21 protein-coding genes and 2 pseudogenes are annotated in these 22,205 nt (G+C 67.5%); 13 read left to right on the forward strand and 10 right to left on the reverse strand.

The genetic code is table 11. The annotated features are described in order from the left end of the window. Positions 1 to 118: 118 nt before the first annotated feature. Positions 119 to 853, forward strand: coding sequence for a response regulator (locus TY51_RS03860; RefSeq protein WP_081994695.1), 735 nt, complete (start codon positions 119 to 121; stop codon positions 851 to 853). Position 854: 1 nt separating this feature from the next. Here the strand turns inward: TY51_RS03860 and TY51_RS03865 are convergent, their stop codons facing one another. The 6 genes from TY51_RS03865 to TY51_RS03890 form a co-directional block, all read right to left on the reverse strand. After that, positions 855 to 2,030 (reverse strand): DUF1501 domain-containing protein, encoded by a 1,176-nt coding sequence (locus tag TY51_RS03865; protein ID WP_042246076.1) that lies wholly within the window; start codon positions 2,028 to 2,030, stop codon positions 855 to 857. Between the two features lie 36 nt (positions 2,031 to 2,066). Continuing rightward, complete coding sequence (locus TY51_RS03870) at positions 2,067 to 3,401, reverse strand: DUF1800 domain-containing protein (RefSeq protein WP_231558899.1); 1,335 nt, start codon at positions 3,399 to 3,401, stop codon at positions 2,067 to 2,069. A gap of 65 nt (positions 3,402 to 3,466) precedes the next feature. Beyond that, positions 3,467 to 5,242 carry an aspartate--tRNA ligase gene (gene aspS / locus TY51_RS03875; RefSeq protein ID WP_042246079.1) on the reverse strand — a complete coding sequence of 592 codons (1,776 nt, stop codon included), beginning with the start codon at positions 5,240 to 5,242 and terminating at the stop codon, positions 3,467 to 3,469. A 75-nt stretch (positions 5,243 to 5,317) separates the two neighbouring features. After that, the gene (locus tag TY51_RS03880) at positions 5,318 to 5,980 is read right to left on the reverse strand and encodes a CPBP family intramembrane glutamic endopeptidase (protein WP_042246240.1); all 663 of its coding nucleotides are present in this window, start codon (positions 5,978 to 5,980) and stop codon (positions 5,318 to 5,320) included. Beyond that, positions 5,953 to 6,750 (reverse strand): GH25 family lysozyme, encoded by a 798-nt coding sequence (locus TY51_RS03885; protein ID WP_042246243.1) that lies wholly within the window; start codon positions 6,748 to 6,750, stop codon positions 5,953 to 5,955. Before TY51_RS03885 ends, TY51_RS03880 begins: the two co-directional genes overlap by 28 nt. 183 nt (positions 6,751 to 6,933) lie before the next feature. Further along, complete coding sequence (locus tag TY51_RS03890) at positions 6,934 to 7,242, reverse strand: hypothetical protein (protein ID WP_042246083.1); 309 nt, start codon at positions 7,240 to 7,242, stop codon at positions 6,934 to 6,936. A gap of 127 nt (positions 7,243 to 7,369) precedes the next feature. Between TY51_RS03890 and TY51_RS03895 the strand changes: the two genes are divergently transcribed. Beyond that, positions 7,370 to 8,218 carry a glycosyl transferase gene (locus TY51_RS03895; protein ID WP_042246086.1) on the forward strand — a complete coding sequence of 283 codons (849 nt, stop codon included), beginning with the start codon at positions 7,370 to 7,372 and terminating at the stop codon, positions 8,216 to 8,218. Beyond that, positions 8,218 to 8,772, forward strand: a pseudogene (locus tag TY51_RS03900) (NAD-dependent epimerase/dehydratase family protein); the annotation flags it as partial. The gene TY51_RS03895 and the pseudogene TY51_RS03900, both read left to right, overlap by 1 nt. A gap of 55 nt (positions 8,773 to 8,827) precedes the next feature. On the opposite strand, the gene cobT reads toward TY51_RS03900, so the two are convergent. Then, positions 8,828 to 10,963: a cobaltochelatase subunit CobT gene (cobT, locus tag TY51_RS03905; protein ID WP_231558900.1), complete on the reverse strand. Its 2,136-nt coding sequence runs from the start codon at positions 10,961 to 10,963 to the stop codon at positions 8,828 to 8,830. A gap of 30 nt (positions 10,964 to 10,993) precedes the next feature. Then, on the reverse strand, positions 10,994 to 11,965 hold the full coding sequence (cobS, locus tag TY51_RS03910) for a cobaltochelatase subunit CobS (protein ID WP_042246092.1): 972 nt from the start codon (positions 11,963 to 11,965) through the stop codon (positions 10,994 to 10,996). A gap of 154 nt (positions 11,966 to 12,119) precedes the next feature. On the opposite strand from cobS, the gene TY51_RS03915 reads away from it, so the two are divergent. The 10 genes and pseudogenes from TY51_RS03915 (at position 12,120) to TY51_RS03960 (ending at position 20,926) form a co-directional block, all read left to right on the forward strand. Continuing rightward, positions 12,120 to 12,674 (forward strand): sigma-70 family RNA polymerase sigma factor, encoded by a 555-nt coding sequence (locus tag TY51_RS03915; RefSeq protein ID WP_042246095.1) that lies wholly within the window; start codon positions 12,120 to 12,122, stop codon positions 12,672 to 12,674. Then, positions 12,671 to 13,375, forward strand: coding sequence for an anti-sigma factor domain-containing protein (locus TY51_RS03920; RefSeq protein ID WP_042246098.1), 705 nt, complete (start codon positions 12,671 to 12,673; stop codon positions 13,373 to 13,375). The genes TY51_RS03915 and TY51_RS03920 overlap by 4 nt, the downstream gene beginning before the upstream one ends. 102 nt (positions 13,376 to 13,477) lie before the next feature. Beyond that, positions 13,478 to 14,044: a fasciclin domain-containing protein gene (locus TY51_RS03925; protein WP_042246101.1), complete on the forward strand. Its 567-nt coding sequence runs from the start codon at positions 13,478 to 13,480 to the stop codon at positions 14,042 to 14,044. 184 nt (positions 14,045 to 14,228) lie between these two features. After that, positions 14,229 to 15,284 carry a DUF808 domain-containing protein gene (locus TY51_RS03930; protein WP_081994697.1) on the forward strand — a complete coding sequence of 352 codons (1,056 nt, stop codon included), beginning with the start codon at positions 14,229 to 14,231 and terminating at the stop codon, positions 15,282 to 15,284. Positions 15,285 to 15,336: 52 nt separating this feature from the next. Then, positions 15,337 to 16,650, forward strand: coding sequence for a sn-glycerol-3-phosphate ABC transporter substrate-binding protein UgpB (ugpB, locus tag TY51_RS03935; RefSeq protein ID WP_042246103.1), 1,314 nt, complete (start codon positions 15,337 to 15,339; stop codon positions 16,648 to 16,650). 79 nt (positions 16,651 to 16,729) lie between these two features. After that, complete coding sequence (gene ugpA / locus TY51_RS03940) at positions 16,730 to 17,608, forward strand: sn-glycerol-3-phosphate ABC transporter permease UgpA (RefSeq protein ID WP_042246106.1); 879 nt, start codon at positions 16,730 to 16,732, stop codon at positions 17,606 to 17,608. Further along, the gene (gene ugpE / locus TY51_RS03945; RefSeq protein ID WP_042246109.1) at positions 17,608 to 18,456 is read left to right on the forward strand and encodes a sn-glycerol-3-phosphate ABC transporter permease UgpE; all 849 of its coding nucleotides are present in this window, start codon (positions 17,608 to 17,610) and stop codon (positions 18,454 to 18,456) included. Before ugpA ends, ugpE begins: the two co-directional genes overlap by 1 nt. A gap of 1 nt (position 18,457) precedes the next feature. Beyond that, positions 18,458 to 19,464, forward strand: a pseudogene (locus tag TY51_RS03950) (sn-glycerol-3-phosphate import ATP-binding protein UgpC). An 84-nt stretch (positions 19,465 to 19,548) separates the two neighbouring features. Then, positions 19,549 to 20,619, forward strand: coding sequence for a M4 family metallopeptidase (locus TY51_RS03955; RefSeq protein WP_042246112.1), 1,071 nt, complete (start codon positions 19,549 to 19,551; stop codon positions 20,617 to 20,619). 28 nt (positions 20,620 to 20,647) lie between these two features. Then, a complete protein-coding gene (locus TY51_RS03960; RefSeq protein WP_045981624.1) occupies positions 20,648 to 20,926 on the forward strand; it encodes a protealysin inhibitor emfourin in 279 nt (92 codons plus the stop codon). Here the strand turns inward: TY51_RS03960 and TY51_RS03965 are convergent. Together TY51_RS03965 and TY51_RS03970 are read right to left on the reverse strand one after the other, a co-directional pair. Then, a complete protein-coding gene (locus TY51_RS03965) occupies positions 20,923 to 21,885 on the reverse strand; it encodes a magnesium transporter CorA family protein (protein ID WP_042246118.1) in 963 nt (320 codons plus the stop codon). The two genes, TY51_RS03960 and TY51_RS03965, sit on opposite strands and share 4 nt — an antisense overlap. A gap of 114 nt (positions 21,886 to 21,999) precedes the next feature. Continuing rightward, on the reverse strand, positions 22,000 to 22,197 hold the full coding sequence (locus TY51_RS03970) for a CsbD family protein (protein WP_042246121.1): 198 nt from the start codon (positions 22,195 to 22,197) through the stop codon (positions 22,000 to 22,002). Positions 22,198 to 22,205 lie beyond the last annotated feature (8 nt).

The raw sequence follows: 22,205 nt of genomic DNA on the forward strand, positions 1-22,205 counted from the left end.
CCGTTTTGTGGGGTTCTAAGGGTTTGCGCGTCGGCGGGAAAGGAAAAGCATCGCCGTTAACCGGTTCTTAGCGAATCGCGGCTTAACTGAGGGTGAAGACGTGGATGGGGACACAGACATGCTGACGGATATCACGGCCGACACGCCCAAGCCCTTGCCGCAATGGCGTTTGTCGCTGCCCAACCGACCGCTGACCGGCCTGACCGTGCTGGTGATCGAGGATTCGCGCTTTGCCAGCGAGGCCGTGCGGCTGTTGTGTCTCAAGTCCGGTGCGCGGATTCGCCGCGCGGATTGCCTGCGGTCCGCGGCGCGCCATCTGCGCAGCTATCGCCCCGCGGTGGTGGTGATCGACCTGGGCCTGCCGGATGGCGACGGGGTCGCGCTGATTGCCGAACTGCACGCGGCCGAGCTGCGGGTGCCGGTGATCCTGGCGATGTCCGGCGACCCCGACCGCGCGTCCGAGGCGCTGGCGGCGGGTGCGGACGGCTTCCTGCCCAAGCCGGTCGAGAGCCTGGCGGTGTTTCAGCAGGCCATCCTGCGGGTGCTGCCTGCCGATACCGGTGCCATGACGCTGCGCGCCCTGCCCGACGACGTGATCCAGCCCGACCCGTCTGGCCTGCGCGACGACCTGGCCCATGTGGCCGAGGTGCTGTCCAGCGCCCATGACACGACCGAGATCGACTATATCGCCCGCTTCCTGGCCGGGGTGGCGCGGTCCGCCCACGACCCCGCGCTGGAGGCTGCGGCCACGGCGCTGGCGCGCGACTACAACGCCGGGCACGCGCTGGCGACCGACCTGGCGCGCATCAGCGGCATGGTCCAGGACCGCCTGTCGCGCGTGGCCGAGATGTAGGTCAGGCGGTCATGCCCGGATCGGACCCCATGTCCAGTCCGGGAAAGACCGACCCCTCCAGCGTGGCGCGGGAAACGCCGAACTTGGCGTGCATGGCCCAAGCCGCATAGGCGCGAATGTCGCGCAGGGGCATCAGGTCGCGCCCGTCATACAGATCGCCCTCGGCCAGACCTGGCCAATCGCCCATCGCGCGCCCGCCCCGCACCGCGCCACCCGCCACCAGCAGCGTGCCCCCGGTGCCGTGATCGGTCCCCGCCGATCCGTTCTCGCGCACGGTGCGCCCGAACTCGGTCATCGCCATGACGGTCGTGCGGTCCCAGTTCGCGCCAAGATCGGCCTTCAGCGTCAGGATCGTGTCGGCCAGCCGCCCCAGCATCCGCGGCAGCGACCCCGCCTGCCCCGCATGCGTGTCCCACCCGCCGATGGAAAAGCTGGCGATCCGCGTCTGCCCGTTCAGGCGATCGGCGGCGAAACGCGCGATCTCAAGGTGGTCCTGTCCGGGCTTGCCGGTGGCAAGGTCCGGCGACAGGCTGGCCACGATCTCCATCGCCTGCGTGCTGGCGTCGCGGAACAGCGGATCGTCGTGATAGATGCGCGTCAGCAGCTGCTGCGCCTGCGGGCTGAGGTCCATCTCCGCCTTGGGGGTCCAGCTTTTGGCCGGGGCCTGCCCCTGCAGGATGCGCATCTGCGAGACGCCCACCGAATAGGCGGTCTCCGACGCCTGCCCCGGCATCGCCTGCAGCAGCCGGTTCAGCCAGCCGTCCTGCTGGGCATCCAGGTCCAGGTCGGTGCCGGTGCCGGCCTCCAGCATGTTCTGGCCATCGAAATGGCTGCGCTTGTCGCGGTAGGGCGTCGAGACCGCGGGCGCGAACGTCAGCTGTCCCGCCTGCCACAGTGGCAGCAGCTCCGACAGGGCCGGATGCAGCGCAAAGAACCCGTCCAGATCGGTCGCCCCGTGATCCGGTCCAAGCGACAGGGTCCGGCGCAAGCCGCCAAGCGCGCGGTCGCCATAGGGCTGGAAGGCGTCCAGCCCGTCCATCGCGCCGCGCAGGATGATGACGACCAGGCGGTTGTCGCCCGGCGCCGCCGCGAAGGTCGCCGACGACAGCAGCGGATGCGCCGCCGCAGAACAGCCGATCAGCGCGGTGGATTTCAGGAACAGCCGCCGAGACAGCATCGCGTCACCTCCGGTTGAAATCGGCCGAGGCCAGGATCAGGGCCACGCCCTCGGCCTGGCTTCCGCGCGCGGGACGGCCCAGGACAGCGCCTCGGACGCTGTGTCGCCCAGGGCAGTGCGCAGCAACGTGCGCGCATCGGGCAGCGGGTCGGCCAGCAGCGAAGGCGCGCTGAGCGCCCAGGTGATGCGCATCGCCAGACCCTGGGGGCTGGCCCAGGCGGCCTGTTCCTCCGGCCAGCCGTCGGGGCCAAGCGGGCTGCCCCAGGCCTGCCCCATCGCGGTCATCGGCTGCAGCAGCAGGCGTTGCACCTGCGGCGGCTTCATCGCGCGGACCCGGAGACCGTCGATGCCAAGGCTGCGCATCGCGGCCACCAGAAAATCAAAGGGCTGGCGCATCTTCTGGCGGAACTGCTGCTGCAGTTCAGGCGCCTGCGCCAGCGTCAGGTTCATCGCGCCCAGATCGCCGCCGGTATCGACGAACACCGCCGCCAGCCGGTCGACCAGCGGTTGCGGCGGATCGTCGGCGACGAAATGCACCGCCATCTTGCGGGCGATATGCCGGGCTGTCGCCGGATGGCGCGCAAGATCGGCGATGACCCCGCGAATGTCGTCCAGGCTGGCCCTGCCGCCGCCATAGCTGGCGCCCAGAACCGTCTCGGCCCCCGGCTCGGCCTGGACGGGGCGAAAGATGCCGGTCTGGCGGGGGTGATAGGCCAAACCGGTCAGCAATTCGGCCAGCTGTGTCACGTCCTGCTGGGAATAGTCGGCCCCGACGCCCAGGCTGTGCAGCTCGATCATCTCGCGCGCCAGGTTTTCGTTCAGGCCCAACGGCTTGTCGGGGTTCCTGCGCGCACGGGCCGAGTTCGGGCCGACCGACCGGTCCTGATCCAGATAGCGCACCATCGCCGGATGGGTTTCGGCCGCCAGCATCATGTCGGCAAAGCGCCCGTTCAGATGCGGCCGGATCGCGTCCTGGACAAAGGCGTCGGTCATCAGGTTCCAGTAGACCGTCCCGCCGGTGACCGTGAAATGATCGGCCCAGAACCAGACCAGCCGTTCCCCGAAGCCCGACGGGTCGTCGACCGCGCGGGCGAAACGGTTCTGGATCGTCGCGCGATAGATGCCGCCCAGCCTGCGGCGATAGGCGACGTCACGCTCGCGGGCAGCAGGGTCGCCGGTGCGGCCCGCGGCCCCCAGGTCCAACCCCCGATCCTGCCACGCGCGCACCCTGTCCAGGGTCACGGCCCCCTGCCCGATCCGGACGGACCCCGCGACCGATGCAGCCATCCCCGCCGGATCGGCGGGCGACGTCAGGCGCGGCGACAGGCCGAACCCAAGGCGGATCGCGGCGATTTCGGCATAGGACGGCATCGGGCGAGGAGCTCCGGCTTGTGCTGCTGTGCAGCATCATGCCATGCCGGTCGCCCGGGGTCAGGTCACTCTTTCGGCAACGCGCGCAGGCGCAGGTCGCGCATCTGCTCGTTGGTGGGCTCGCTTGGCGCGCCCATCATCAGGTCCTCGGCACGCTGGTTCATCGGGAACATGATGACCTCGCGGATGTTCTGCTCATCGGCCAGCAGCATCACGATGCGGTCGATGCCGGCGGCACAGCCCCCGTGCGGCGGCGCGCCATAGCGGAACGCCTTGACCATGCCGCCGAACCGCTTTTCGACCTCGGATGCCGGATAGCCAGCCAGCTCGAACGCCTTGAACATGATCTCGGGCTTGTGGTTCCGGATCGCGCCGCTGATCAGCTCATAGCCGTTGCAGGCCAGGTCATACTGGTATCCCAGCACCTCCAGCGGGTCGCCGTTCAGCGCCTCCATCCCGCCCTGCGGCATGGAGAAGGGGTTGTGGCTGAAGTCGATCTTGCCGTCGTCGGTCTTCTCGTACATCGGGAAATCGACGATCCAGGCGAACTTGAACTGGTTTTCGTCGATCAGGCCCAGCTCTCGGCCGATCTCGGTGCGGGCCCGGCCCGCGACGGTCTCGAACTGGTCGGGACGACCGCCCAGGAAGAAGGCCGCGTCACCCTCGGCCAGACCCAGCTGAGCGCGGATCGCCTCGGTCTTCTCGACGCCAAGCGCCTTGGCGATCGGGCCCGCGGCCTCGGTCGATCCATCCTCGGCCTTGCGCCAGATGATGTATCCCATGCCGGGCAGGCCCTGCTGTTGGGCAAAGGCGTTCATGCGGTCTGCGAACTTGCGGCTGCCGCCGGTGGGCGCGGGAATGGCGCGAACTTGCGTCCCCTCCTGCTCCAGCAGCTTGGCAAAGATGCCAAAGCCCGACCCGCGGAAATGCTCGCTGACGACCTGCATCTCGATCGGGTTGCGCAGGTCCGGCTTGTCGGTGCCGTATTTCAGCAGGCTGTCGGCATAGGGGATCAGCGGCCAGTCGGCATCCACCCGGCGACCATTGCCGAACTCCTCGAACAGGCCCTGGATGACCGGCTGGACGGTGGCGAACACGTCCTCCTGGCGGACAAAGGACATCTCCATGTCCAGCTGATAGAAATCGGTCGGGCTGCGGTCGGCGCGGGGGTCCTCGTCGCGGAAACAGGGCGCGATCTGGAAATACTTGTCGAAACCCGCGACCATGATCAGCTGCTTGAACTGCTGGGGGGCCTGCGGCAGGGCATAGAACTTGCCCGGATGCAGGCGCGACGGCACCAGGAAATCGCGCGCGCCCTCAGGGGACGACGCGGTGATGATCGGTGTCTGGAATTCGGTGAAATCCTGGTCCCACATGCGGTTGCGGATCGACCGCACCACCTTGGACCGCAGCATGATGTTGTTGTGCAGGCTCTCGCGGCGCAGGTCCAGAAAGCGATAGGCCAGCCGCGTTTCCTCGGGATAGTCCTGGTCGCCAAAGACCGGCAGGGGCAGCTCGTCCGCGGGGCCCAGCACCTCGATCTCGGTCGCATAGACCTCGATCTCTCCGGTGGGCAGCTTGGCGTTGACCAGCGAGGCGTCGCGCATCTTGACCCGGCCGTCGATGCGCACGACGGTCTCTGCGCGCAGCTTGTCCATCGCGGCAAAGGCCGGGCTGTCGCTGTCGGCCAGCACCTGCGTCATGCCGTAATGATCGCGCAGGTCGACGAACAGCACGCCCCCGTGGTCGCGGACCCGGTGGACCCAGCCCGACAGGCGGACGGTGGTCCCGGCATCGGCGGCCTTCAGGTCGCCGCAGGTATGGCTGCGATAGGCGTGCATGAGCGTTTTCCCCAGTTTTTCAGCCCCCGCACAAAGCGCGGGACGGCGGGGAAGTCAACCTCTCAGAATGGGCGCTCAGAACGGGCGCACCACATTGCCGCTGTAGAAATAGACCCCCATGCCGACCGCGAACAGCACGTTCCCCGCCACCGCATGCAGCGCCCAGGCCGCCGGAAAGCCGTGGCGCAGATAGGCGCGGGCAAAGAACCAGCCGCCCACAAAGGTCATGATCGCCACGATCCAGGACCAGTACATCAGGTGCGCGAAGGAAAAGATCGCCGCGTTCAGCGCGATGGCGGCCCGCCCCTCGGGCAGGATGGCGCCATAGCGGTGAAAGAACAGCGGGCGAAAGATCAGCTCCTGCGGCAGGGCCGACAGGATGGGATAGAAGGTCCAGATGACCAGCAGGAATTCGGGCCGGTTCCGGGGGATCGAAAACAGCGCTTCGGGGCGGGCGATCGCCAGGATCACCCATCCCGCCGCCAGCGTGGCCAGCGCGATGCCCGCCAACTCCTGCCACGGCATCCGCCGCCAGCCCCGCACCAGCACGCGCCAGCGGAAACCGCCCGTGACCCACAGCAGCGCCATGCCCGCCAAGCTGAACACCGCCAGCGCGGTGAACAGCTGATCCGGCGGCAGGAACAGCGCGATCGCCATCGGCGCGCCGACATACAGCGCCGCGAATTCGACCCGCAGCCAGCGCCGGGACGCTAGCGGACCAGACGTGCCTGCAACCATCGCGCCCAATCCGCAGCAGAGCCCGCAAAGGCGTTGATGTCCGTGTCACCCTGGATGCCCGGAACGATGCCCGTGCCCGTGTACTGCCAGAAGGTCCAGCGCTGGCCCGGATAGGTGACGCTGGGATGGTCCGCGACCGAACGCAGCCAGAATTCGGCGTTCATGCGGCCCATCTGGTTTTCGCGATAGAAATCGACGGTGGTGTAGATGATCGGGCGCTGGCCATAGTGGCGGCCGACGATCTGCATGAACACCTCGGCCTCGCGCAGGACCTCGGCGGCCGGGGGCCGGCGGGGACAGTTGCGCGAGTTCGTCCATTCCATGTCCAGAACGGGGGGCAGCGATCCCGCCTCGCGCGGGACGTTGCGGATGTACCAATAGGCGTTCTCGGCGCCCGTCCGGCAGAAATAATAGAAATGGTACGCCCCCCGCGGGATGCGCGCCTGCGCGGCCTGTGCCCAGTAGCGGCGGAAGTTAGGGTCGGCATGATCGCCCCCCTCGGTCGCCTTGATGAAGGCAAAGCTGATGCCCGCGCCGCGAACGCGGTTCCAGTCGATATCCCCCTGCCAACGAGAGATGTCGATGCCATGGACCGCATGGCCATAGGGTGCGCCGTTGCGCCACTGGTGCGGCGCACGGTCGCCCAGCTGGGGATTCGCGCCGGGTCCCGGTGCCACCTGATACCCGGAAGGCGCACCGCCGCGCGGCGGCGTTCGTCCGCAGGACACGGCGAATGTCACCACCGCCAATCCCAGCAACAGCTTTGTCAGAAATTTCATGCCTGCCCCGTCCTTCCGTCCGAAGATACCGCCCGCAGCGCTTTGCGCGCCATTCTGTGGCCGTTATCTCAAAACCGTGAGGCAATGTCATGGGTCCAAGGCGGTCACGGTTGCGTCAGCAGAACGCCCGGACCTTTTCGGGTCCGCGCGGGTATCGCGGTCAATGGTGGTGGATCAGTTCGCGGGCGCCGGGGTGGCTTCGCCTGCGGGCCGATCGGCCGTGCCGGTGGGGCCGGTGGTCGCGTCGGCTGGGGTTTCCGCACCCGGCGTGATGGGCTCTGCGACATCTTCGCCCAGACCCTCGGCATCGCTGATCGGGGTGTCGCCCGGCGGGGCGGTGGTGGCGATGCCGTCTTCCTGTTCGTTCACGCCGGGCGTGAAGACAAAGAACACCAAGGCGGCCACAACCAGCGCGGCGATGATGGCGATGATGGCGGGCTTGTGGTTGCGCGCGGCTTTTTCCGGCTCGTGGTTGTGGGACATGGGGTCACTTTCCTGTTGGGGTCGCAAGCCAACGTGGCCGAAGGGGGGCGGTTCCGCATCAGCTTGGCAAACCCCGCACCCGTCTGCCATGAAGGCCGGACACCCGCACCGATCAGGACCCCCGCCGATGACCGACCCCACGCTTCCCACCGGCCTTGTCGCAGACGGCCCCGCGACCGCGCGCCGGGCCTTTGTCACGCTGGTCAGCAACGCGGCCTATCTGCCCGGCGCCGAGGCGCTGCTGCGGTCGCTGCGACTTACGGGAACGCAGGCCGATCTGGCGGTGATGCATCGCGGCCTGGATGCCGACGCGCAGGCCCGCCTGTCGGCGCATGGCGCCCGGCTGATCCGGGCGGACCTGCTGCCGACGTCGGATGCCTTCGATCAGGCCCATGCCCGCGACGCGCTGCATGCGCGGGCCGCGTTCCTGAAGGGCGGCAAGCCCGACTTCCACACGCCACTGGACAATTTCATCAAGCTCCGGCTGTGGCAGCTGGACTATGACGCCTGCGTGTTCATCGACGCCGACGCGATCGTGCTGCGCCCGGTCGACAAGCTGTTCGATTTTCCCGAATTCTGCGCCGCGCCGAACGTCTATGACGGGCTGGACGGGTTCGGGCGCATGAATTCGGGCGTGTTCACCGCGCGCCCCGACCCCGCGACCTTCGCGGCGATGATGGCGCATCTGGACCGGCCGGGCGTCTTCTGGCGGCGCACCGACCAGACCTTCCTGCAGGATTTCTTTCCCGACTGGCAGGGCCTGTCGATCCATCACAACCTGCTGCAATACGTCTGGACGCACATGCCGCAGCTGTGGGACTGGACCCAGATCCGCATCCTGCATTTCCAGTATGAAAAACCGTGGCAGGACCACGACAAGGCCGATGGCCTGCGCCCGCTGATCGACCTGTGGCGGCAGGTGGCGGCGGGCGGACCTGTGCCCGACCTGTCGGCCCTGCCCGGCCCGCCCGCCTGATGCGCGTGGCCCTGACCGGCGCGTCCGGGATCATCGGCCGCTATGCCGCGCGCGCCCTGTGCCGGGCGGGCCACGACGTCACGCCCCTGGACCGCGCCCACGGCTGGACCCTGGGGCAGCCCGCGCCGCTGCAGGGTCACGACGCCCTGATCCATTGCGCCTTCGCCCATGCCCCGGGCCGCTATCGCGGCGGAGAGGGCGACGATCCGGCGGCGTTCGTCGCCGCGAACCTGGACGGCACGCGCGCCCTGTTCGACCAAGCGGTGCAGGATGGCGTGCGGCGGGTGCTGTTCCTGTCATCGCGCGCGGTCCATGACGGCCACCCGCCGGGGATGCGCCTGCCGGACGACCTGCCCGCAGCGCCCACCACCCTCTATGGCCAGGTCAAGGCCGGGGCCGAGGCGCATCTGGCGACGCTGCCCCTGACCGGCTGCGCGATCCGCGCCACCGGGGTCTATGGCCTTGGCCCGGCCCACAAATGGCACGCCCTGTTCGCCGATTACCTGTCCGGCCGCCCCATCCCCCCGCGCATCGCGACCGAGGTTCACGCCGCCGACCTGGCCCGTGCGCTGGTCCTGTTACTCTCGACGCTCACGCCCCCGCCGACGGTCAACTGCAGCGATCTGGTCCTGGACCATCACGACCTGCTGGCGATCGTCCGCGATGCCACCCGCAGCCGCCATCCGCTGCCCCCGCGTGCCGACGCGTCGCGCCTGCGCATCCCGGACTGCACGGCACTGATCGCCGCCGGATGGCGACCCGGCGGCCAGCCCCTTCTGCGCCGCATGGTCCGGCAGTTGCTGCTGGGATAGCTGTCGGATCAAAGATGCCTTCGGGGGGTCCGGGGGGCAGCGCCCCCCGGCGTCGCGGGACGCAATCAGCCCCGCCGAATCGACGCCATGCCCAACACCCGCGCCGCTTGCGCGGGTCGCTGTCAAACAGTGCCGCCAGCTGTTCGGTGATCGCCCCGGCCAACTGCTCGGCATCGGTGATGGTCACCGCCCGCTGATAGTATCGGGTCACGTCATGGCCGATGCCGATGGCCAGCAGTTCGACCGCGCGGCGCTTTTCGACCATGGCGATCACGTCGCGCAGGTGGCGTTCCAGGAAATTTGCCGGGTTGACCGACAGCGTGCTGTCGTCGACCGGCGCGCCGTCGGAAATCACCATCAGGATCTTGCGCGCTTCGGGGCGGCGGGTCAGGCGCTTGTGCGCCCATTCCAGCGCCTCGCCGTCGATATTCTCCTTCAGCAGCCCCTCCTTCATCATCAGCCCCAGATTGGGACGGACGCGGCGCCAGGGCGCATCGGCGGACTTGTAGATGATATGGCGCAGGTCGTTCAGGCGACCGGGCTGGGCGGGACGGCCCGCGGCCAGCCACGCCTCGCGCGATTGCCCACCCTTCCAGGCGCGGGTGGTAAAGCCCAGGATCTCGACCTTGACGTTGCACCGCTCCAGCGTGCGCGCCAGAACATCGGCGCAGATCGCGGCGATGCTGATCGGACGCCCGCGCATCGACCCGGAATTGTCGATCAGCAGCGTCACCACGGTGTCGCGGAACTCTGTGTCCTTCTCGATCTTGAAGGACAGCGGCATAGTCGGGTTCGCCACCACGCGGGCCAGGCGGCCGGCGTCCAGAACGCCCTCCTCCTTGTCGAACTCCCAGCTGCGGTTCTGTTGCGCCTGAAGGCGGCGTTGCAACTTGTTCGCAAGGCGGCTGACCGCCCCGCGCAGGGGCTCCAGCTGCTTGTCCAGATAGGCGCGCAGACGCTCCAGCTCGGCGATGTCTGCCAAGTCCTCGGCGCGGATCTCCTCGTCCCAGGTCTGGGCAAAGACGCGGTAATCGGGGCTGGCCTCGCTGACCGGGGGCGGCAGGTCGGGCGGGCTGTCCTGATCGGGCATCTCCGCCTCGTCGGCCATCTCATCGTCGGCACTGTCGTCCATGCCGACCTGAGCCTGGCGTTCGTCCTGGGTCTGCTCCTGGCTGCGCTCGGGGCTGGCATCGCTCTCCTCGCTGTCGTCCTGATCCTGCGATTCGCTGTCACCGGACTCCTCGTCCTGCTCGGCGTTCTCGTCGCTGTCGTCGTCCTGCGGCTGGTCGGGGTCCTCGCCCAGCTGGTCGCCATAGCCGAGGTCGGTGATGATCCGCCGCGACAGGCGCGAGAACGCGGCCTGATCGGCCAGCGCATCGTTCACATCCGCCAGCGCACCCGCCGCCTGGCTTTCGACGAACGGACGCCACAGATCGGCCACGTGCTGCGCCCCGGACGGCAACGCGCGCCCGGTCGCCGCCTGGCGCAGGATGTATCCCGCCGCCACCGACAGCGGCGCATCGGCCGGGGCCTTGATCTGGGCATAGCCCTTCTTGTCGGCCTCGGCGCCGATCTTGGCGTCGATGTTGGACAGCGCGCCCGGCATGTCGCGGGCACCCAAAGCCTCGCACCGCGCGGTCTCCAGCGCCTCGTACAGCTCCTTGGCCATAGGGCCCGCGGGGGAATAGCGCGCATGCGTGCCGGCGTCGTGGTGGCGCATCCGCATCGCCAGCGCGTCGGCGGTACCGCGCGCCAGCAGCACCTCGTCGCGGCCCATGCGGCGGCTGACCTGCGGCAGGCGCATCGTGTCGCCCGCAACCCCGGCCGGGTCCGCGCTGAAGGTCACGTTGAGCTCGTGTTCACCCGCCAGCGCCCGCGTCGCCTCGGTCAGGGCCTTCTTGAACGGGTCGGCGGGGTTGTCGGATTTCTTCATCTGCGGATGGCCCCCTTGGCCGCGCGGGCCTCAGCCCGCCTTGGCGGCTGCGCTTTCCGGCAATTCCTCGTCGAACAGGCGCTGATAGAACTCGGCCACGGTCTGGCGCTCCAGCTCGTCGCACTTGTTCAGGAAGGTCAGGCGGAACGCGTAACCCACGTTGTCAAAGATGCGCGCGTTCTGCGCCCAGGAAATCACCGTGCGCGGGCTCATGACGGTGGACAGGTCGCCCTGCATGAAGGCGGTGCGCGTCAGGTCGGCCAGCGTCACCATCTGCCCGATGATCTTGCGGCCCTTCTCGGTGTTGTAATGCGGCACCTTGGCCAGCACGATCGCCGCCTCGGCGTCGTGGCGCAGATAGTTCAGCGTGGCGACCAGCGACCAGCGGTCCATCTGGCCCTGGTTGATCTGCTGGGTGCCGTGATAAAGACCCGTCGTGTCGCCCAGGCCCACGGTGTTCGCGGTCGCGAACAGGCGGAAGAAAGGGTTCGGCGTGATGACCTCGTTCTGGTCCAGCAGGGTCAGCTTGCCGTCGGCCTCCAGCACGCGCTGGATCACGAACATCACGTCCGCGCGGCCGGCATCGTATTCGTCGAACACGATCGCGGTCGGGTTGCGCAGCGCCCAGGGCAGGATGCCCTCGTGGAACACGGTGACCTGCTTGCCGTCGACCAGCTTGATCGCGTCCTTGCCGATCAGGTCGATCCGGCTGACATGGCTGTCCAGGTTCACGCGCACGCAGGGCCAGTTCAGGCGCGCCGCGATCTGTTCGATATGCGTGGACTTGCCCGTCCCGTGATAGCCCTGGACCATGACCCGGCGGTTGTAGGCAAAGCCCGCCAGGATCGCCATCGTGGTGTCGGGGTCGAACTTGTAGGTGCTGTCGATCTCGGGGACGCGCTCCGTGCGGTCGGCAAAGCCCTTGACCTTCATGTCGCTGTCCAGACCGAACACCTCGCGCAGGTCGATCTCTTCGGTGGGTTTCGCGTTCATGTCCAGCATCGGCCCTAGCCCTTTCCATCACATCGGCGCATTGATCGCGCATTCGGGCAACGGGTGCAAGGCACGGCAAGGGTCTGCCGCGGCCCCGTGCGCGCGTTGACGCGGGGGGGTGTGCTTCATAAGGTGCCACAACCCTTGGAAGGATGCCCCGGTTTTGACAGACGCACGCCGTTCCGAACTGGAAACCCTGATCGCCCGTACCGCCATGGGCGATCGCGACGCTTTCGACCGCCTGTACGACGCGACCTCGGCCAAGCTGCACGCCGTGTGCCTGTCCGTCCTCAAGGACCGCCCCGAGGCCGAGGAGACCCTGCAGGAGGTGTATATCCGCGTGTGGCAAAGCGCCGCCCGCTATGCCTCGAACGGGCTGTCGCCGATGACCTGGCTGATCACCATCGCCCGCAACCGGTCCATCGACAAGCTGCGCGCCCGCGGATCGCGCCCCGTCACCGCCCCCGAGGATGCCGCGGCCTTTGTCGCCTGCAGCGCGCCGGGCCCCGAATCGGCGACGATCATGGCCCAGGAACGCCGCATGCTGGACGACTGCCTGGCCAGGCTGGCCGAGGCGCAGGCCGGCGCCGTGCGCGCGGTGTACCTTGAGGGCGTCAGCTATGCCGACTTGGCCGCACGCGAAGGTCTGCCCATCAACACCGTGCGCAGCTGGCTGCGCCGCAGCCTGTTGCGACTGAAGGATTGCGTAAGCCAATGACCGACGACGCCCCGCTGACCCCGTCCCAGGAAGACCAGGCGCTGGCGGCCGAGCTGGCGCTTGGCCTCTTGGACGGACCCGAGGCCGCCGCCGCCACGGCCCGCATGTCCACCGACGCGGATTTCGCCCGCATCGTGCATGACTGGTACGAACGCATGGCCGGCATGGCCGAGGCGCTGACCCCGGTCATGGCCCCGGCGCGCGCGCGCCAGGCGATCCGCGAACGGCTTGGCCATATCAACGCGCCGCTGGCCAACGATCCGACCGAACGCCGCGCCTGGTGGCGTGGGCCGTTGGTCGCGCTGACCGGCGTGCTGGCCGTTGCCGCGACCGCCGCGTTCCTGTGGCTGCCCGGACTGCAGCAGCCCGCCGCCCCCGGCTATCAGGCCCAGCTGTCGACCCAGGATCAGGCCCTGCGCGTCGCCGCCCGCATCGACGGCCGCGACATGGAGATCGCGCTGGAAAGCGGCGCCGCCCCCGAAGGCCGCGACTGGGAGATCTGGTGGGTCGAACCCGACGGATCGGCGCCGGTCTCGATCGGGCTGGTCCCGCGCGACGGCAGCCTGCGCATGACCCTGCCCGATGGGTTGGACCCGTCGGCCGACATCCAGATCGCGTTGTCGGACGAACCGGCGGGCGGATCGCCCACCGGTCAGGCGACCGGCCCGGTCGTGGCCATCGCGCCGCTCACGTCTTTGTGAACACGGATTGACCGGGGGCTGGCGCAACTAACCCGCCCCTGCCGCGTGTTTGGTCCTGTCGGGCGCAGAAATGCAGCCCAGAACCAAACCCGGAGGAAGTCCATGACCACCCGCTTCACCAAAGTCGGCGCTTCGATCATTGCTGCCACCATCGCGCTTGGCGCACCCGCATTCGCCCAGAACACCATGGTCGGCGGCGCCGAGATGCTGCCGTCGCGCAACATCGTCGAAAACGCCGTGAACTCGGCAGACCACACCACGCTGGTCGCCGCCGTTCAGGCCGCGGGCCTGGCCGAGACGCTGTCGGGCCCCGGCCCGTTCACCGTCTTCGCCCCCACCAACGCGGCCTTTGAAAAGCTGCCCGACGGCACCGTCGAGGGCCTGCTGGAGCCGGAAAGCCTGGAAGCCCTGCAGACCATCCTGACCTGCCACGTCGTGCCGACCGAGGCGATGTCCTCGGCCGTGGGTCGCATGATCCAGCAGGGCGGCGGTTCGGCCGCGCTGGAGACCGTGGGCGGCTGCACGCTGACCGCGACCATCCGCGCCAGCGACAACGCACTGCAGATCACCGACGAGAACGGCAACGTCGCCACCGTGCTGATCCCCGACGTGGACCAGTCGAACGGCGTGATCCACTCGATCGACACCGTGCTGCTGCCGGCGTCCTAAGACGCCCCGCAGGACCTGCCCGTCCCCCGACAGGCAGGTCATGGCCCGCGCAGTCCCCTCTGCGCGGGCCTTTTCTATGCGGATCGGCATGGGGCGGTGAAACCGCTTGCGCTGGCGCGCGTTGCCGGGTGCTGATGGCCTGCGGCACGGCGCCGCACTGGGCCAATTTCCGAAGGGACACTGCATGAGCGGGTTGATCGCGCTTCTGGACGACGTTGCGGCAATTTCAAAGGTCGCGGCGGCGTCCATCGACGACGTGGCGGGTCAGGCGGCCAAGGCCGGGGCCAAGGCCGCGGGCGCGGTCATCGACGACGCGGCGGTGACGCCGAAATACGTCCACGGTTTCGACGCCAGCCGCGAACTGCCGATCGTGTGGAAGATCGCGCGCGGATCGCTGTTCAACAAGATGGTCATCCTGCTGCCGGTGGCGCTGCTGCTGTCCGCCTTTGCGCCCTGGGCCATTCCGCCGCTGCTGATGCTGGGCGGCGCCTATCTGTGCTATGAGGGCGCGCACAAGGTCGCGCACCTGTTCCACAAGACCGACACCCACGACAGCGAAAAGCATACCCATCCCGACACCGATGGTGCCGCGCTGGAGGAGGCCCGCGTCGCCGGCGCCATCAAGACCGACTTCATCCTGTCGGCCGAGATCATGACAATCGCCCTGTCCACCATCCCGACCGAAGACAGCCTGGTGATGAAGGCCGTCATCCTGGCGCTGGTCGCCGTGGCGATCACCGTGGCGGTGTACGGCTTCGTGGCGCTGGTGGTGAAGGCGGACGACGTGGGCGTGCACCTGGCGCAGCGTCGCAGCGGCGCGGTCGCGGCATTGGGTCGGGGCATCGTCAAGGTCATGCCGGGCTTCATGACCACGCTGACGGTCGTCGGCACCGCCGCGATGATCTGGGTCGGCGGGCAGATCATCGTGCACGGTCTGGACCAGATGGGTTGGGGCGCGCCCTATCACCTGATCCATGACTGGGCCGAGGCCGCAGCCGCCGCCGTTCCCGCAGCCCCCGGGGTCGTCGCGTGGATCGTCACCGCCTTTTGCGACGGCGTCATCGGCCTGATCCTGGGGCTGGCCCTGCTGCCGGTCGTGACCAAGGTCATCAACCCGGTGATCGGGGCCGTCATGGGGTCATTCGCGCAACTTCGGAAAAACCGAACGCCAACGAAACCCGTTGACCCAAACCTCCCGACGTCACAAGACTGTCATATGAGCGTTGCGATGCTGTCGTGAACTGCCGATAGGCGGGGTCAGTATCGCAACTCTGTTAGGGAGGGAAGACAACATGATCCGATACGGAACCGCATCCGCGGTGGCGCTGGTCGCGTCGCTGACTGCAGCGCAGGCACAAACGAACATCGAGTGGTGGCACGCCATGGGTGGCGAGCTGGGCGCGAAACTGGAAGAGATCGCCCAGGGCTTCAACGACAGCCAGGACGAATACACCGTCACCCCCGCCTACAAGGGCACCTATCCCGAGACGATGACCGCCGCGATCGCCGCCTTCCGCGCGAACCAGCAGCCCGCGATCGTCCAGGTCTTCGAGGTCGGCACCGGCACCATGATGGCGGCCCAGGGCGCCATCGTCCCGGTCCACGAACTGATGGAACAGCACGGCCAGGCCTTTGATCAGGCGGCATTCCTGCCGTCCGTGGTCGGGTACTACACCGATGCCGACGGCAACATGCTGTCGATGCCGTTCAACAGCTCGACCCCGATCCTGTATTACAACAAGACCGTGTTCGAGGCCGCGGGCCTCGACCCCGAGACGCCCCCAAAGACCTGGGCCGAACTGGAACAGTTCAGCAAGCAGATCATGGAATCGGAAGCCGCCAGCTGCGGCTTTACCACCCAGTGGATCAGCTGGGCCCAGACCGAAAACCTGTCGGCCTGGCACAACCAGCCCATCGGCACGCTGGAGAACGGCTTTGGCGGTCTGGACGCGCGCCTGTCGCTGAACGGTCCCGTGCAGGTCAAGCACTGGGAGAACCTGAAGCGCTGGTCCGACGAGGGCGTGTTCAAGTACGGCGGCCCGGTGGGCGCCGACAACGCGGCCCCGATGCTGTATTCGCAGGAATGCGCGATGATGATGGGCAGCTCGGCCAGCCGTGCGGGCGTCGTCGCCAACTCGACCGCGTACGAGGTCGGATACGGCATGCTGCCCTATTACGACGACGTCGAGGGCGCGCCGCAGAACTCGATCATCGGGGGCGCCTCGCTGTGGGTGCTGTCGGGCAAGTCGGACGAGGAATACGCGGCCACCGCGGCCTTCTTCGAATACCTGACCCAGCCCGAGGTGCAGGCCGATTGGGCGTCCTTCACCGGATACCTGCCGATCACCGCGGCCGCGCGTGAACAGATGGCCGACTACTATGCCGAGAACCCCGGCGCCGACACCGGCATCAACCAGATCACCCTGAACGAGCCGACCGAGAACTCCAAGGGTCTGCGGTTCGGAAGCTACGTCCAGATCCGCGGCGTCATCGACGAGGAGTTCGAGCAGCTGCTATCGGGCGACAAGGACGCACAGGGCGCGCTGGACGCGGTCGTCAGCCGCGGCGACGCGCTGCTGGAAGAGTTCCAGGCGCAGAACCAGTAACGTCCCCACCCTCCTTCGGCCGGGGCCGCGCATCAGGCGCGGCCCCGGTCTTTTCCCGTTTACGCCCCAAGGTCCCGCGATGAAGCGCACCATTTTTCGAAACCAGCTGCTGCCCTGGCTGCTGCTGGCACCCCAGCTGATCATCACCTTCATCTTTTTCCTGTGGCCTGCCGGTCAGGCCATCCGTCAAAGCTTTCTGCGCGAGGATGCCTTTGGCACCCGGACGACCTTTGTCGGGCTGGAAAACTTTGCCCGCCTGTGGGGCAGCCCCGAATACCTGAACAGTCTGCAGGTGACGGCGGTCTTCGCCATTTCGGTCACGGTGCTGTCGATGGGGCTGTCGCTGCTGCTGGCGATCGCGGTGGACCGGATGATCCGCAGCACGCGGGTCTATACGACGCTGCTGGTCTGGCCCTATGCGGTCGCGCCTGCGGTCGCGGGCATCCTGTGGTGGTTCATCTTCAACCCCACGATCGGGATCATGCCCTATCTGCTGGGGGGCCTGGGCTATGACTGGAACCACATCCAGGACAAGGACGACGCCATGACCCTGGTGGTCATCGCCAGCGCGTGGAAACAGATCAGCTACAACTTCCTGTTCTTCCTGGCGGGCCTGCAGGCGATCCCGGCCTCCCTGCGCGAGGCTGCGGCCATCGACGGGGCGGGCCCGGTGCGGCGGTTCTTCGACATCACGTTTCCGCTGCTGTCGCCGACCACGTTCTTCCTGCTGGTCGTCAACATCGTCTATGCGATGTTCGACACCTTCGGCGTCATCGACGCCACGACCGAGGGCGGCCCGGCACAGGCCACCAACATCATGGTCTACAAGGTCTATTTCGACGGCTTCGTGGGCCAGAACCTGGGGTCGTCCGCCGCGCAGTCGGTGGTGCTGATGGCGCTGGTCCTGGTGCTGACGGTGATCCAGTTCCGGTTCGTTGAAAAGAAGGTGGCCTACTGATGATCGAGAACCGTCCCTTCCTGAACCTGGCCGCCCACCTGACGCTGATCCTGGGGGTCTGCGTCGTGGCGCTGCCGGTCTGGGTGGCCTTCGTGGCCTCCACCCACAGCGCGACCGCCTTCATGTCGGGCACCATCCCGATGTGGCCGGGCGACCAGATGATCCAGAACTACAGCCAGATGCTGGGCGCGGGCGTGTCCACCAGCGGCACCCCCCCGGTCGGCGTGATGATGTTCAACAGCTTGATCATGGCGCTGGCGATCGCCATCGGAAAGATCGTGATCTCGGTCCTGTCGGCCTTTGCGGTGGTCTATTTCCGCTTTCCGTTCCGCGGTCTGGCCTTCTGGTGCATCTTCATCACGCTGATGCTGCCGGTCGAGGTGCGCATCGTGCCGACCTTCCAGGTGGTGGCCGATCTGGGCATGCTGAACAGCTATGCCGGCCTGTCCATCCCGCTGATCGCGTCGGCCACGGCCACCTTCCTGTTCCGCCAGGTCTTCCTGACCATCCCGGACGAGCTGACCGAGGCCGCCCGGATCGACGGCGCCGGACCCATGAAGTTCTTTCGTGACATCCTGCTGCCGCTGTCGCGCACCAACATCGCAGCGCTGTTCGTGATCCTGTTCATCTATGGCTGGAACCAGTACCTCTGGCCCCTGCTGATCACGACCAGTTCGGACTATTACACCATCGTTGCGGGGATCAAGCGCATGGCGGATGCCGTGGACGGTCTGCCGCAATGGCACCTGGTCATGGCGACCGCGATGCTGGCGATGATCCCACCCGTGATCGTGGTGGTCGCCATGCAGCGCCTGTTCGTCAAAGGTCTTGTCGAGACGGAGAAATAAGATGGCTTCCATCACCCTGAACAATGTCGGCAAGATCTATGCCGGTGGAGCCCGCGCCGTGGGCGGCGTCAACATCGACATCGCGGATGGCGAATTCCTGGTCCTGGTCGGGCCGTCTGGCTGCGGGAAATCCACCCTGCTGCGCATGGTCGCGGGCTTGGAAAGCATCAGTGAGGGCGAGGTCCGCATCGGCGACCGCGTCGTCAACGAGGTCGAGCCCGCGGACCGCGACATCGCGATGGTGTTCCAGAACTATGCCCTGTACCCGCACATGTCGGTGCGCCAGAACCTGGCCTACGGCCTGAAGAACCGCGGCACCCCCAAGGCCGAGATCGAGCGCCGCGTGGGCATCGCCTCGGACATCCTGCAGATCGGTCCGTTCCTGGACCGCAAGCCCCGCGCCTGTCGGGCGGCCAGCGTCAGCGCGTCGCCATGGGCCGCGCCATCGTGCGCGAACCCGCGGCGTTCCTGTTCGACGAACCGCTGTCGAACCTGGACGCGAAACTGCGCGTCGCCATGCGGCTGGAGATCAAGGAACTGCAGAAACGTCTGCGCACGACCTCGATCTATGTCACCCACGACCAGCTGGAGGCGATGACCTTGGCCGACCGGCTGGTGGTGCTGAACGGCGGGCAGATCGAACAGATCGGCACGCCCTTGGAGGTCTATCGCCGCCCGGCCTCGGCCTTTGTCGCCAGCTTTATCGGCAGCCCCGCCATGAACCTGATCGAGGCCAGCGCCGTCCCGCATCTGCCCGGCACCGCGCATGCCGGCCACGTCGGCATCCGCCCCGAAGACCTCAGTGTCACCGCCGACGGCCCGATCGAAATGTCGGTGCTGGCGGTCGAGGAACTGGGCGCGCAGCGTCTGGTCCACGGCAAGACGGGCGATGCGCGCATCACCATCACCCTGCCGTCCGACGCGCCGCTGGCGGATCAGATGCGCCTGTCCTATCGCCCGGGCGCGCTGCACCTGTTCGACAAGGATAGCGGCAAGCGCATGGACTGACGTGAATGAAACGTGAACATCCGGCCCTTGCGGGTCGGGCGTTCCGTGCTACCTTGGGGCGATCCAACGCGGAAAGGTCGCCCCATGTGCCTGTCGTTCGGCTGTTCCCACCACAATCCCATCGCCTGCATCGTGCCGCCCTACATGCTGCGGGTGCTGGCGCTGCGCGGCGATCCCGCAACCGCCGACATGGCCCGCACGCTGCTGCGCCATGACGAACAGCTGCGGGTGGAACGCGCGGCATGGGCCAGCCCGCCCCCCGGCCCGCAGGGAATCGCGCCCGATCCCGACCTGTGCTGTCCCGACCGCCGCATCCATGACGGCGAATTCCGCGCCGCCCTGCCCGGACGCCTCGTCCGGGCCGAGGGCGACGCCCCGTCGGGCATCCCCGATGCCGACATGGCCTATGACAGCGCCGGTCAGGTGTTTGCGATGTTCGCCGAGGAATACGGGCGCAACTCGCTGGACGGGCGCGGGATGCCGCTGGTGGCGACGGTCCAGCACCGCCGCAACTACAACAACGCCTTCTGGGACGGGCAGCAGATGGCCTATGGCACGGGCGACGGAAAGATTTTTCGGACCTTCCTGCAGCTCTCCGTCATCGCGCATGAAATGGCGCATGGCGTCATCCAGCATTCCGGCGGGCTGATCTATGAGAACCAGTCCGGCGCCCTGAACGAACATGTGGCCGACGTCTTTGGCGCGTTGGCCGAACAGCGGGTGCTGGGCCAGACCGCGCATCAGGCCGACTGGCTGATCGGGCGCGGCATCCTTGGTCCGGGCATCAACGGCGTGGCGCTGCGCAGCATGAAGGCGCCCGGCACCGCCTATGCCGACGATCTGCTGGGCACCGACCCCCAGCCCTGGCACATGGATCAGTTCAACACCACGACCGACGACAATGGCGGCGTCCACATCAATTCGGGCATCCCGAACCACGCCTTTTACCTGTTCTGCAGCTATCTGGGCGGCAACGCGTGGGAGTTGCCGGGCCGGATCTGGTACCGGACGCTGCAGGATCTGAACAACCCGATGGCCAGCTTTTCCGATTTCGCCGACCAGACCCTGCGCAGTGCGGCGGCACTGGCCGGGGCGGGCAGCCAACAGGCGCTGCTGCTGCGGCGCGCATGGAAACTTGTGGGAATCGCGGTCTGATCCTATGATCCGCGGACCGGAGGACCGCATGATCATAGAGATCCGCAGCCATGGCGGCTTTGGCGGCATCACCGCCGCCACGTCGCGCCGCATCGACACCGACGCACAGCCCGAACCCCGGGCGCAGGAACTGTGCGCGGCCTTCCACCCAAAGGCGCTGGCGGACATGGCGGCCACCCCCTGCCCCGGCTGCCCGGACCGGATGCGCTATGCGATCACCGTCACGGACGCGACCGGCCCGCACGCCATCACCCTGTCCGAAGGCCAGATGCCGCCCGAAATGCTGGACCTGCTGGACGACCTCTAGATCCAGCCCTTCCAGCGCAGGAACAGCCATGTCCCAAGGGTCGTGCCGCCCATCAGCACCAACGCGAACGCATAACCCCAAGGCTGGTCCAGTTCCGGCATGTTGGTGAAGTTCATCCCATAGATGCTGGCGATCAGGGTCGGCGGCAGGAACAGCGCGGCCACGACCGACAGGATGCGGACGGTGTTGTTCTGTTGCAGGTTGATCAGGCCAAGCGTCGTGTCGACCGCCAGGCTGACCCGCCCGCCCAGGAAATCGGCATGAACCTCCAACGCTTGGACATCGCGCATCTGGGCGCGGGTGGCGGCGCGCAGGCGGCCTTCCTCGGGGCGGTCCTCCAGCGTGGCGGTATAGAAGGCCAGCATCCGTTCCACGGTCAGCAGGGCCAGGCGCACGCGGGCCATCGTCTCGGCCTCGCGGCCCACGTCCTGCAGCGCGGCCTGCAACCGGTCGGACGCGGCGGCCACCGCGCGGCGTTCGAAGACCGAGGCGGTGGTCTGGTCCAGCGTGCGGCCCGCCCCCTCCAGGATGTCGGCCAGCCGGGCGATGATCTCCTCGATCAGGCCCAGAAACAGGCGGTCGGGCGTGCCGCAGCCCAAGGTGGATCGCTCGGCGCGGTCGGGATAGGTCAGGAAGGGTCGCGGCGAATGGTGGCGCACCGTCACCAGACGGTCCGCCGACAGGATGAACGTCACCGGCATCGATGTCCGGTCGCCCCCCACCCGCTCTCCCGGCAGCATCACGGTCATGTAGTCCATCCCATCCTCGCGATAGAGGCGGTTGGACAGCTCGATCTCCTCCATTTCGGCAAGGCTGGGCACGGGCACGCCCAGATCGCGCAGGCGCGCCATCTCGGCGTCGCCGGGCTGGATCAGGTCGATCCATGCCGCGTCGGCCAGATCGCGGTCGGCGTCGTTGCGGACCAAGCGGCCACCCTGAAGGGAATAGGCGTAATGCATGCGACGCTCCGGTCGGTTCGACCCTTGGTGCCCTACCGCGACAGGGCGATCAAGCGGATGCGGAAAGGGGCGCCCCGGATGGGACGCCCCTGATCGGCTTTCGCCGGAAGACGATCACTTGTCGTGATAGTAATCGTCGATTTCCTTGTCGGCCTGATCCTTGGTCCAGCCGTACTTTTCCTGCAGCTTGCCGGCAAGCTTGTCCTTGTTGCCGTCGATCTGATCCAACTCGTCGTCGGTCAACTCGCCCCATTTGACCTTGGTCGCGCCCTTTAGCTGCTTCCACTTGCCTTGGATAATATCCCAGTTCATGTCCGTCT

Source organism: Paracoccus sp. PAMC 22219, from assembly GCF_000787695.1.
GTDB lineage: Bacteria > Pseudomonadota > Alphaproteobacteria > Rhodobacterales > Rhodobacteraceae > Paracoccus.